The sequence below is a fragment of the Bradyrhizobium sp. B117 genome, assembly GCF_038969555.1.
In the GTDB taxonomy this organism is placed as follows: Bacteria; Pseudomonadota; Alphaproteobacteria; order Rhizobiales; family Xanthobacteraceae; genus Bradyrhizobium.
In genome coordinates this window covers 2,809,560-2,822,085 of record NZ_CP152414.1, presented here as the reverse complement: position 1 = coordinate 2,822,085, position 12,526 = coordinate 2,809,560, and the positions used below count along the sequence as shown (strand labels likewise).

7 protein-coding genes are annotated in these 12,526 nt (G+C 60.2%); 3 read left to right on the top strand and 4 right to left on the bottom strand.

Features of this window, described 5'->3' with window-relative positions:
* The first annotated feature begins 131 nt into the window (after positions 1-131).
* Together AAFG16_RS13830 and AAFG16_RS13825 are read left to right on the top strand one after the other, a co-directional pair.
* Complete coding sequence (locus AAFG16_RS13830) at positions 132-956, top strand: alpha/beta hydrolase (RefSeq protein WP_342739468.1); 825 nt, start codon at positions 132-134, stop codon at positions 954-956.
* Between the two features lie 184 nt (positions 957-1,140).
* Positions 1,141-1,698, top strand: coding sequence for a cytochrome P460 family protein (locus AAFG16_RS13825; RefSeq protein WP_342739467.1), 558 nt, complete (start codon positions 1,141-1,143; stop codon positions 1,696-1,698).
* A gap of 492 nt (positions 1,699-2,190) precedes the next feature.
* Here AAFG16_RS13825 and AAFG16_RS13820 read toward each other — a convergent pair whose 3' ends face one another.
* Positions 2,191-2,409 (bottom strand): hypothetical protein, encoded by a 219-nt coding sequence (locus AAFG16_RS13820; RefSeq protein ID WP_283084936.1) that lies wholly within the window; start codon positions 2,407-2,409, stop codon positions 2,191-2,193.
* A 569-nt stretch (positions 2,410-2,978) separates the two neighbouring features.
* Here AAFG16_RS13820 and AAFG16_RS13815 point away from each other — a divergent pair.
* On the top strand, positions 2,979-3,425 hold the full coding sequence (locus tag AAFG16_RS13815) for a hypothetical protein (protein ID WP_342739465.1): 447 nt from the start codon (positions 2,979-2,981) through the stop codon (positions 3,423-3,425).
* 749 nt (positions 3,426-4,174) lie between these two features.
* Here the strand turns inward: AAFG16_RS13815 and AAFG16_RS13810 are convergent.
* The 3 genes from AAFG16_RS13810 to AAFG16_RS13800 all read right to left on the bottom strand — a co-directional run bounded on the left by AAFG16_RS13810 (position 4,175) and on the right by AAFG16_RS13800 (position 12,427).
* Positions 4,175-7,525 (bottom strand): AAA family ATPase, encoded by a 3,351-nt coding sequence (locus AAFG16_RS13810; protein WP_342739464.1) that lies wholly within the window; start codon positions 7,523-7,525, stop codon positions 4,175-4,177.
* 570 nt (positions 7,526-8,095) lie between these two features.
* Positions 8,096-9,970: an alpha-amylase family glycosyl hydrolase gene (locus AAFG16_RS13805; RefSeq protein WP_342739463.1), complete on the bottom strand. Its 1,875-nt coding sequence runs from the start codon at positions 9,968-9,970 to the stop codon at positions 8,096-8,098.
* A 3-nt stretch (positions 9,971-9,973) separates the two neighbouring features.
* Entirely contained in the window at positions 9,974-12,427 is a 2,454-nt protein-coding gene (locus AAFG16_RS13800) for a family 16 glycoside hydrolase (RefSeq protein ID WP_342739462.1), read from the bottom strand.
* Positions 12,428-12,526 lie beyond the last annotated feature (99 nt).

Below are 12,526 nucleotides of genomic sequence, written 5' to 3'. Positions count from 1 at the left end.
GCGCGGTCCTCGTTGGCGGCCACTCGCAACTGCCAACGGCATCTAACAAGGATCAACGAGCAATCTCGCTACTCATGAGCGAAGGTCAGCGGCATGGTTTGCGTAACCAATAGGCGCTGCGGGAGGAAATCATGCCTTTCATCAAGACTAAGGACGGCGTCGACATATTCTACAAGGATTGGGGCTCGGGCCAGCCGATCGTCTTCAGCCACGGTTGGCCGCTGTCGGCCGACGACTGGGACACGCAGATGCTGTTCTTCCTCAATCAGGGCTATCGCGTCGTCGCCCTCGACCGCCGCGGTCACGGCCGCTCCAGCCAGACGGCTGACGGCCACGACATGGATCATTATGCCGACGATCTCGCAGCTCTGACTGCGCATCTCGACTTGAAAGATGCAATTCACATCGGACATTCCACCGGCGGCGGCGAGGTGGCGCACTATCTGGCAAGGCATGGGGAAGCGCGAGCCGCAAAGGCTGTCATGATCTCGTCGGTGCCGCCTCTCATGGTGAGGACCGATGCCAATCCGGGCGGCCTTCCGAAGGAGGTTTTCGACGGACTTCAGGCCCAGGTCGCCGGCAACCGTTCACAATTCTATCGCGATTTCGCGGCGGGCCCGTTCTATGGGTACAATCGACCCGGCGCCAAGACCTCGCAGGCCGTCGTCGACAATTGGTGGCGACAGGGCATGATGGGCGGCGCCAAGGCACATTACGACGGGATCGTCGCATTTTCGCAGACCGATTTCACCGATGACCTCAAGAAGATTACCATCCCCGTCCTGGTGATGCACGGGGACGACGATCAGATCGTCCCGTATGCGGACTCGGCTCCGCTTTCGGCCGAGCTTCTGAAGAAGGGGACGCTGAAGACGTACAGGGGCTTTCCGCATGGAATGCCGACGACGGAAGCGCCCACCATCAACGTCGATCTACTGGCCTTCATCAAGTCCTGACGTTACGGCCGAGCCGAGGTGCCACCTTTTCGCAGCTTCGTTCCTGCCATCCGGAGACCCGTTGAGTCCGCCGGAAACACCTGACCAACGGTCGGCGCAGTCTTGAGCCTCGGAGAAGGCAATACGACAAGGCGATTTCGACAAAGAGTTATCCCCCGCTAGATCGAATGAGGGAGATGCGACAATGAAAAAGAGCACGCTGATCCGTCTAAGTATTTCGGTGTCGCTCGCCGTCTTGGCAGCTGGCGTCGCGATTTCTGCGCAGGACAAGTACACTGTGCAAGTCCCGAATGGGCTCGCGTTCTCAGAGTTCAGGGGATACGAGGACTGGCCGGTGATCGCGATCAGTGAGAACGAAGGCCTCATTGCTGTGATCGTGGGGAATCCGGCAATGATCAGCGCCTACAAGGAAGGCGTGCCCGGCAATGGCAAGCCTTTCCCGGACGGCGCGAAAATGGCGAAAATTCATTGGACGCCGAAAAAACAAGAGGCGTATCCCGGCCAGCCATCCGTGCCAGGTACGCAGCACGACGTTGATTTCATGGTGAAGGACAGCAAGAGATTCGCGGATAGCGGCGGATGGGGCTGGGGCGCGTTCGACTATGACGCGGCGTCCGATATGTTTAAGCCCTCTACCGCAGCCTCCAAACCGCCGCAGGAAAACGACGCGAAGTGCGGGTTCGCGTGCCACACGGTGGTGCAGAACCGCGACTACGTATTCATGGAGTACGGAAAGAGGTGAGTAATCAGATTGACGGACGGTCGGCTGACTGCGCTGCGCCATCCGCCATCCTCCGACTGAGAATCATCCGCACGGATTCGTCCGATCTCGCTATGGCGGCACTAGCGAGATCACGCAGCCGTTGATCGGAAGATCGCTCTAGACGCTGAGGATTTCATCCGTTTGTCGGCTGGCATGAAGTCGGGCTTCGTTTGCAAATTGAAAACCTGCGCGATCGTGATGACGAGTTGCGTCAGCGCGAAAGGCTCATCCACGACCGGCGATGTACTTGGCAAGATCGAGCAGCCCTGAGTGCAGTTGGGTGCCGAAAACGTCCAACCGAAGAGCCCGTTCTGGTGCTCAATCGCTGCAAGCAATTGATTTTTATTTGATGGGCCCACCAGGGACCCGCTGATTAAGAGTCAGTTGGCCTGATCCAAAGACGCCATCTGTTGATCGGATACATCGCAGTAGAACGCTAATGCGTTGCGAAGGCGGTCACGCGCTTCGCGTTTAGGACCATGGCGGCTCTTCGCTCGCTCCGACCGCCTCATGGTGGATCGTGACACCTGCCGAACGCAAGCCGGTCAGCAATACAGTTCTTACAGAGGCAGGATCGAATCCGATATCCTTGGCGTTTGGTGGATGTGCCTCGCTGCCCTTCAATCGGAGCGCCAAGTGCAATTGTTCGCAAAGCTGCTGAACGACGAGATTGACCTGATCGTCAGTCATGATCTGTTGCTCCCGCTTGGGCTGCACCAAGGTTGCGCGGCCCGATCCTGAGTGGCCCTCTCAGAAGTCTCGCCAAAGCCTCATGACACGCTTCCAGAGCGGCAGGGATGCGGCGTCGTCTTGGCGCGCTGAGGCGGTTGGCGACGCTCCGCCGTCCGACTCGGTAAGCCGCTCTACCAAACCCTCCAGTTGTGGTGGTAGCGGCGCCGCATCGTCCGCGAGGGTACCGCGAAGTCGCCCCCCAATCTCTTTGCAGATCGCCCGGCGGTGCTCCGGCTCCAAATCGGAGACGGACCATGGGCGCGGTTCGGAGTGAGGTCCACCATGGCTGCCACCGTTGCTCCATGCGCACAGCTTCCCTCTTCTACAACGCGCGACGCCGCTCGTTGCTCCCGACGTGGCCGTTCTTTGTGACGGGCGTCCGCATCCGTAGCCTTCAAACTAGTTGGACACCAAGATCACTTAGAGACGAGTAGAGCACCCGCCGGGGGTCTAAATTCGTCGGTGGATAGACGAATTAAGTGGGACCGGTTCCCGTATCGTGCAAAGATGGAACCATGGATCCTCGCATGCTGCGCCAGCACTTAGCTGAAGTCGAGCAGCACATTGCACCCGGTGAGCGCCATGTTGTTCGGCAGACCCGGATCATCGACGAGCTAACCCGCGGATGTCCACATGGACTTAGCGGTCGATTTGCTAGCTACCTTTGCCAGCTACAAGTCCGCCACCGAGCGCACCGGGACCGTATCCCGAAAGAGTTGGAGGCAGTTGAGCCTGCCTCCGGTTTAGAGATGGGTATTATTCACCAATTGATCCAAGAAGCCGCGATTGAGCCGGAGATGGTCAGCTGCATCACTAAAGCTTACGCGCAAACGCTCCATGCCCTCTGCGTCAAGGATCGCGACGATCCCCTTACGGAAATGGTCGCGAAGAAGATCATCAAGGTCGCGCAAAGCGGTGCGCATGACCCGACGGAGATATCGGCTCTCGCGATCAAAGAACTCGAAATGCGGTAACACGGTGGGGACCACGCGCCCAAGCAGCGGGGCTTTCTGCTTGGCGATCCAGTTTAGCAACCTTCGTCCGTGTGGACAGTTGCCTAGCATCACCGGCCAAAGACTGACCTCTGTTGGTGCCCGGTGGCCGAGAGAGCGATCGCGCTCCCGCCTGCATTCGAGGGAGCAACACAATGCTGAGAAGACTTCGGTTCAAGAATACCACTTTGGAAGAACTGCTCGTGGAGGCGGCACAGGATCTGTGGGAAGAGGCCCAAAGCATTCCGCCCAGCAGAGAGCGAATTGTTCGCCAAGCTCGACGGGCTAAGGCGGCTTCTCACCTGAGAGGGTGGCTGGCTTCGCCGGGCCTGCAATCGCCGAAGTAAGAATGAGGGCGCCCATTGGGTCTTCTCATTCATTCGGTAGCCAACAGTAAGAGCGACTGGCTCGCGTCCTGCAACTCCACCGTGCCGTCGAGCACATGGAAATGCGGAGAAGCACGGCATCGACTCCGCGAATTGAAGAAAGTGCCGCGAGAAGCACCTGGTGAAATTATCAATTCCTCGTGGGCGGTAGTGCTAAGAACCAAGCATCAACACTGCTGCGCAAAGAGATATCCCGCCCGCAACGGCCACGCCGACAAAAAAGCGCTCTACGCTGTCCATCGCGAGATCACCTCGGATCGTCCGATAGCTGTAACGTTCGAAGCAGCCTAGGTGTCCTAATCGGTCAGAATTGGTGTCCTAAGTTGAGATCAAATTGCCACGCATCTACACGCTTAGTTCTTCCAGCAGCGTCTTGCCTTCCCTCAAGTCGCGCACGTCGAAGCCCTCATTGAACCAGCCACAGACCGGCGCCAATAGACGGCGTCCTTCATCGCGCCTGTTTTGTTTGCACCAAAGCCGAGCCAAGCTCAGGGCAGAGCGGAGTTCCCAAAGCTTCGCGTTCTGTTGGCGCGCAATTGTGATGGCATGGCGAAAATCGGATTCCACGTCGGCCTCGGCGCCCGGTCGTGCAGTCAGGATCAGCTCACCTCTCCGCCGCAACAGCTCCGCCTCAAACCATCGCACCCCAGATTTTTCGGTTAGTACCAACGCCTCGCTTAACTGGCCGAGCGCATTTTCGAACCGCGCTGCTTTTGCCTCCGCTGTCGCAAGTTGGGCAAGATAGAACGGCAGAATCCATGCTGCGCCGGACGCCTGAAATCCTTCAATACCGCGTCGGAGCAACTCCACTCCAGCCTCGGTGTCGCCAGCCTCGACCAACGTCCAGCCGCGATATGCGGTGCCCATCGCGAGAAAGAAGCCAAAGCGCTGCTCCTTGGTAAGCGCGATTAGCTCCTCTGCCCGGCGGCCCACCATGGCCACATCATCGAGAACGAAATGCAGCCGGCACGCGACGCTAAGTGCAAATGCGAGGCTGATCGGGTGAGACGACTCGCGCGCCTCTGCCAAAGCATCATTGCTCTGATTGCGCGCCTGATCTGCGAAGCCAAGAAGACCACATGTCAGTGACAAGAACGAAAGCATTGCCACGCGGGCATTTTCGGCGAACAGAGCCGTCAGAGAACGCTGCTGCGCCGGTTCGTAAAGAGCGAGCCCCTGCTCAAGATGAGCGCGCGCCAAGGTCAAGTGGCCGCGATGGAGCCAGCTATCACCGACTGCGCGATGACCTGCGACCAGAATGGCCGTATCCTTCTGTCGTTTGGCGAAGTCGAGCAGGGTCTCGGCGATACGATGCGACCTGTCCGTTTCACCCCGTACGTGAAAATGCACGAACTCGCCCCAGAGCGCCTTGAGCAGGGTCGGGCAGTCGTTCAGCAGCTCGCAGAGGTGGCGGGCCCGAGCATAAGCCTTGCCTGTTTCTTCGGCCGCATGGCCCTTCACAGCGATTAGTGCCCCGCCGAGCGCGAGTTGAAGTTCCGTTTCGACGCGCTGGCGCCCGGGGGTATCCGGCAGATGGAGAAGCAGGTCGAGCGCCCTTCTCATCTGCCCGATCGCTTCTGTCATTGCCGATCGAGCCTTGGAACGCTCACCGGCCTCTTGCCAATAGGAAACCGCCTTCTCAATCAGACCAGCATGTCCGCAGTGGTGAGCAAGGATCTCCGGTTGCTCCTGGATGCCTCTAGCGAGCCTCTCCTCGAGCACGCCCGCGATCCGCGCATGAAGTTTGCGGCGTTGGCTGCGCAACATTGTGCCGTATGCTGCGTCCTGCACGAGTGCGTGCTTGAACAAGAAGTTCGCGTCGGGCGGTTCGCCATGCCCAAATACGAGCCCGGCGCTGATCAGCCGGTCGAGCGCCGCCTGCAACTCGCTGTCACGCCGCTGCGCGATCGCGGTAAGCAAATCGTAGGAGAACTCGCGGCCAATGGCTGCGCCGACTTGCGCCACCTCCTTTGCTATCAGACCGATTCGGTCAAGGCGCGCCATCAATGAAGCATGCAGCGTGGCTGGCACAGCAACTCCGGGCAGCGGCGCGAAGGAAATGGCTCGCGGGATCTCCTCGGGGCTCGCTTCAAGCACCGCTTTGGTCAACTCCTCAACGAACAGCGGAATGCCATCTGTTCGTTCAGAAATTTCATTGACGATTTCGGTCGGCAGCGTGCGGACGCCGGCCACGCTCCGGATCAAGGCGGCGCCCGCATTCTGGTCAAGCCGGTTCAGCACCAACAAGGCGACATGCGGCTTCCCGGTCCATACCATCTGAAAGTCGGGACGGTGGGTGACAAGCACCAAGACCGGCAGGGCCGAGATACGATCGACCGTCCTGTCTAGCAACTCGCGCGAGCTCGGATCAATCCATTGCACGTCCTCGAACACGATCATGGTTGGATGTCGTCGCGCCAGAGCTTCGAGCTGTCTAATCAGAGCGGCGAAGCTTCTCTCCTTCCTTTGTTGCGGCGTTAAGGGAGACGGCAGGTACAGATCGCCGTTCGGGATCGACAGCAGCTCGGCCAGGATCGCCGCGTCCTCGTCAGGCGGCAATGCCGGGGATAGCAGCACTCGGAGCTTGTCAAGCTTGGCCCTCGGTGTGTCCTCACGATCGAAACAAGCCGCTCGCTGGAGTTGTGCAATGAAGGGATAGAGCGCACTCTCCTGATGATGCGGCGAGCAGAAGTAGCGCAAGCAGGTGTGCGGTTCGCGTTCGATACGCTCCTGAATAGCCGCGACGAGGCGCGACTTGCCGATCCCCGCCTCACCGGCGAGCACCACCACTTGACCGGAACCCGTGCTCGCACGCCGCCAGCTCCGCTCAAGCCAGGCTAGTTCATCGTCGCGCCCAACCAGTGGGGTGAGCACTGAGGGGTGCAGCGCCTCAAAGCGACTTTCAGCCGTTCCCTCATGCAGCACCCGCCAGGCCTGCACTGGCGCGACGAAGCCCTTTAGCGTGACCAAGCCAAGATCCTCGTAGTCAAAGAGCCCGCCGATGAGCCGCCGCGTGTCCTCGGCAATGACCACCCCATCTGGCTCGGCGAGCGCTTGCAGCCGAGCGGCCAGGTTCGGCGTCTCGCCAAGGACCGCCTGTGCCTCCGCAGCTTCGCTGCCGATAAGGTCGCCGACCATCACGAGACCAGTTGCGAGCCCCAGGCGAACCCGCAGCTCGAAAGCCGGTGGGCCTCGCGGCGCGCGCATGGAGGCGGCGATCTCAAGCGCGGCGCGCACCGCGCGTTCTGCATCATCCTCATGCGCTAAAGGATGGCCGAACAGGATGAGCATGCCATCGCCGATGTAGCGGCTAATGGTACCACCGTACTTGCGGACGGCCGCTGCGACGCTGTCGCGATACTCGGCGATTATCTTCCCTAGGTCTTCCGGATCGAGCTTTGTCGCAAGCGCCGTCGAGCCGACGAGGTCACAGAACATTACTGTCAGCTGGCGACGCTCGGCGGAAGAAGATGGCCCGGGTGACAGGCTTGAGCGCTCCGTGAGCGGTGGCACGGTGGATGTCGATGCGCGGGCCACTACCGTCGGCACGAGCTGGGCACCGCAGTCGCCGCAGAATTTCTTGCCCGACGGGTTGTCCGCCCCACAAGCAGGGCAGCGGAAGAATAGCGGCGCGCCGCAACCGCCGCAGAACTTTCTTCCCTCTGGGTTGACTCTGCCGCAACTCGGGCAATCCATGCCGCACCCGATCGAACTGCTGACCTATACGAGTCCACGTCGGTATAAGGCAAATATTCAGAGGTCTTCGAAGATACCTCTTTCGGCTGCCTACCAAGCGCCAAGGACCATCAAACTCACAATAATCAGGATGCAGACACAGGCGATAGTCGCAGGGAAAATAAGCCAATCGGGTGTCATCGTTGCCTCCCGAGCGGTTGTCTCAGAAAGCTTAAGGCGGCAGGCTCGACATGAATTATGAACTGGCTAACACTCTGCGACTCAAGCCCATTTTCAATCTTAAAAGGCTGACAACAGCCTCACACGACCCAAACGCGAAGTGACGATTCGCATCGTGCCCAGAAGCGGACATCAGCTAACGTTGTGACCTTGTTCGTGAGGAAGCGGCCAGCGTGTGACACCCTCTACGTAAACTTAATCCGGAGCCGACAACGTGCTGGAGACAGCGGCAATCTCAGAGGACGTCCGGGCCCCGTGCCGTTAGCTGAGCCTCTCTCCGCCACGCCCTCACCAAGCTCTCGTCCGAAGCGTTGGGCAGTCTTTCTCGACTACCAAACATTTGCGTTGCTCCTACGTCAGCGTCCAAACTCGGCCGTAGTGCGAGGGAATGTTCAGCCAGACCTGCTGCAGCGCGGGAACATTGTTCAGATCTAGAGCGCCCCCATGTAGCTCTTCGGCGTAATCGCCTGCGATAGGAAACCAGAACGGGACGGTTCGGTCGGTGTCGCCAAAATTGACGGCGACCAAGGTGTACCTGGCGCCGTCGTAACGCGCGAACAGCAGGATGCCGAACTGCTGATACCGGTCCCAATCATTGAAGAAGAAGTACGTGCCTTGGCGAATGTGGTCTCTCTGCCGCCGAATGCGCAGCAGCCTGCGCACCAGGCTCACGATCGGACGGCCTGACTCATCGTAGAAAAAATCCCAACGCATGGGTCGCAGCAGCGATACCCGGCCCATTCCGAAATCGGGCAGAAAATAGTTCTCCGCAAACTCCTCGCCTTGCCAGAGCATCGGAATGCCTTTGCTCATCAGCAAACAGATCAAATAGGGCTGCAGCAGGTACCAGCGCCTGCGGTCGCCTTCCGCAAACAGCGGATTGCCTGCTTCATCCGGATTGGAGGTGCCGAAGTTGCACAGGAATCGTTCGTGGTCGTGGTTCTCGATGTACTGGAGCGCGGTCTTGGGGATGTCGTCGCCATTGACAGTTTCCCGGTCCGGATAGCCGAACAGCCCGAGCTTCAAGCCGAGGTCGGAAAGCTGGCCGCGGTCGCCTTGGGCCACCGCACGCGCCGCGCCGAAGGTGCCATTCTGCCACGTGCTGTTGGAATAGGTAGATCGCAACACTTCCTCAGGGGCTTCGAGCTGCTCGGCCATCTGCACTAGCGCCAGCGGCTTGCCGGCTCCCGCGTCGAAGCGGCTCCAATATGGACGACCCGCTGCAATGTTCGCCTTGGTCAGTTGGTGCGTTTCATAGACAAGGCTCGCGTAGCCCACGCCCATCGGCCCGTCCCAGTAGTTCGGCACGCAGTCGTAACGGAAGCCGTCGACGTGATACACGTCGAGCCAATGGTGATTGGCCGTATAGAAGTAGTCTCGCGTGATCTCCCGATTGAAATCCGTGCTCTTGCCGAAATTGCTGAAGTAGTCTTTCGCAAACGGCCCCATGAACGGATTCTCGCGGTACTGCAGCCGCGTATAGGCATCGTAGTACGGGAAATCCACGCCAGCATGGCCGTAGACGACGTCCACGATCACGGCGATTCCATGCTGGTGGCAGATGTCGACTAGCTGCTGGAAATCCGACCGCTTGCCGAAGCGCTCGTCGACCCCGAAGTAGCCGATCGGCAGATAGCCCCAGTCGACCGAGTTGCCGACGTTGGAAAGCGGCATGATCTCGATGGCATTGATCCCGAGGTCAGCGAGATAGGCGACGAGGCCGCGGGCGCGATCGAGGTCGTTGCCGAACTCCGCGATGTTCACTTCATACAGGATCAGATCCGCCAGCGCCGGCGTTCGCCATTGGGCCTCACCGGCACTCCAGACGTAGGGCTGGTAGCCCAAGGTGAAGGCGGACTGCTTGCCGACACCGAACTCGCGCGCAAAGGGGTCGATGATCCAGTCGACCGTGCCGACGTTCGGGTTCGTGATCGTGTATCGGTAGACGTAACGACCCGGATTGCCCCAGGCGGAGCCCTGGACCGCGGGCGGAGTCCCAGCGATGGGGACCGTGACCGACCAGAAATCCCCGTAAGGAGGACGTACACTGTGCGCGAGCTGAAACTCCCTAGCCGATATCGCCTGCAGAAACTGGTCTGCTTCATGGATGATCTTCACCGTGACGACATTGCCGTCGGCCGCCGAGACCCAAGGGAGCCAGAGTCCGAACGTTACGGTGCCGTTCGTCTCCACGGCACCCAATGATCCCAGCGCCATCAGGTTCATCGGTCACAGCGCCTTCCACTGAATGTTGCGAAAGAGCACGCGCCCCGTATGCGTCTGTAGGCCGATGAAGCGCGGGTCCTGTGCGGTCGATGGAAGCCCGCGGCGCGGAGACTGAGGATCGCCCGCGAAATGGAAGAGGTTGACCGTCTGTCCATTCAGGGCGACGGTGATGTCGGCGCCATCGACGGTGATCTCATAGTCGTTCCATTCTCCAACCGGATGGACGGTCAATGGACCATCAGTCGGGCCCTTGAAGGAGTAGACCGCTCCGGTCCTGTGGATCGGTCCGTTGTCGGGACGCGCCAATTGGTCGATCTGGATCTCGAATCCGAAGTTGACGCCGACATAGGCGGTGTTGTCGTAGCCCTCGTTGCGCGGGTCCGGAAAGCCGATGAAGACGCCTGAATTGTCGTCCGCCGCGGTCATCATCCATTGCAGCCGCAAGACGTAGCGGGCCGGTGTCGGTCTCTTGAGCCAGAGCAGGCCCAGATCCGTTCCGGTTCGTCCCTCGAGCACGCCCCGCCGGACCCGAAACGCGCCGGGATCGTCGCGCCCCGGCTGGTTGCTGATCGTCGACATCGTCCAGTCACCGAGCGAGGTGCCATCGAACAGCGTCTCGAAGCCCGCATCGGCCGCGAACGGCGGCGGCGTCATGATGAGGTCGCCGGTGCGGCGCGACAACGCGATGCCGGTCAGCATCGGGTTGGGTGAGCCGATGCTCGGGAACAACGCCGGGCCCGCCGCATAGAGGTTTTCGGTGTGATGGAAACGTCCGTTGCCATCCGTGACGCTCGCGGTCGGGTCGGTCCCCATCCAAAGCGTCCCGGCTTCATGATGGGTCGTCCCGAGACCGTCTTGATTGTTCTGGAGTACCTGCATCGGCTGCCCGTTGGCAAAAATGGCGGCTACCTGCTGCATGGCCGCATCCATTGCGCCCCAGAGGTCCTGATCCCGAGGGGTCGTCGTGAGCGTTACCGACGCGCGACGAATTCCATACTCGTCAGGGCGCGAACTCAAGTCGACACGGCTTGGGTGGGCAGCAAGGTTAGCCGGATCGATGGGCTCCATCTCTCCGAGCCCTCTTATTGCGATAGCCACGTGCGTATCGTTGGAGGTACGAAGCTGGTCGTAAAAGTCGACATCGGGAACCTTGCGGTAGAGCTCATCCTCCCCGCCGACGGCATTGCCGCCACCGCTCGCTGAAATCTGAAGATGGAAACGGCCGATCAGATCGCCGTTAGGCCGCGTCGCTCGCCCCTTCACGAACAATGCCGCGGTTTGCAGTTCGTTGACGGTCGGCGAAAGGCCGGAGATCGCCGCGCGAGGCACGCGGATGACGAGGTTCGAACGCAGATGCGCGATCAGATTCTTGCCAATGAGCGGCAAGGTCGGAAGTCCTGTTGCGTCAAACGAAGCCAGCGCAAGCCTAGCGTTCTCGATCGTACCAAGCGCCATGATGACGGTACCACCCGGTGCCAGATCGATCGGGCCGCGGCTTGTATCGATGCCGGCAACGCGCCAGGTACCCCCTGCAGTCGGAACCGTACGCAGCGTCAGGACGTGCGTGTCCGGCAGCACCATGAACTCCTTGACTGAGTCATTGCCGTTGGAGTCACTTGCCGCCGTCCGGGCCGCCTTCATGAGGAGCGGAACGACGCTGAATTTGTTCAGCGGAAAGAATCCCGCATGGGGCGGCCGCGCCTGTACAGCGAGGGGCGCCTCCAGCTTCAACAAATTCAACAGGTCGTTTTGAGAAAGTCCGCCGGTAGACGTCAGACCGAGTAGCTGTGCAGGGTCAGCGCCCGGCTTCAAGAGTGGCGAAGGCGGCAGCGCGTCGAGGGAAAACACCCCGGGGACGCTGGCGAGATTGTCGAAAAGCCGACGTCGCAGGGCGTTCTGTAGTTCGCCGGCGATGAAATCGTTCGCCTCGTCGACACCGATCTGCCGGGAACTCTCGTCGAAATAGCGGGTGTTCAGATCGGTCACGGTGGTCGGCGGCCACGTCGCCATTTCTTCATCGAGGAGACGCGGCGACCAGCCGCCCCAATAAAGCGATCTGCCACCCAGCGTATATGCCAGCCCCTTGAAGGGGATGGTCGATTTCCAGGGGATGCCCCAGACCTCGTTGCGTGGCTGCTCCGGCTGCGGCAGGTTCTCGTTCAGGAAGAATGGATTGGTGGGGTCGGCGAACCCCTGGATCCCGGTGTTCTGGACGTGCTCGGGAACAGTGAACCTCCCGGCGTCGACGATCAGCGTCCGCAATCCGCCGCCGGTTTGTTTTTGTCGGAACCACAAATGCTCCGCGATTGCCGAGCCGAACGTTCCACCTCCCACAATGATGAAATCGAACGGACGCCCGCCTGCAGATTTCCACGCATCAACCTCCGCGAGGTTGTTGCAGAGGTAGCGGCCCTGAACGTCTTTGGTGAACGAGGTCGTCTCCGTAGTGATCGGCATTGCCCGCCTCCTGGTGCAATCCTCGAACTCGCCTACCCTCAGTGAGGCACGATCTCCTTCAACCTCAAATGATCTGGTTCATAGATTGCACTTTTCCCT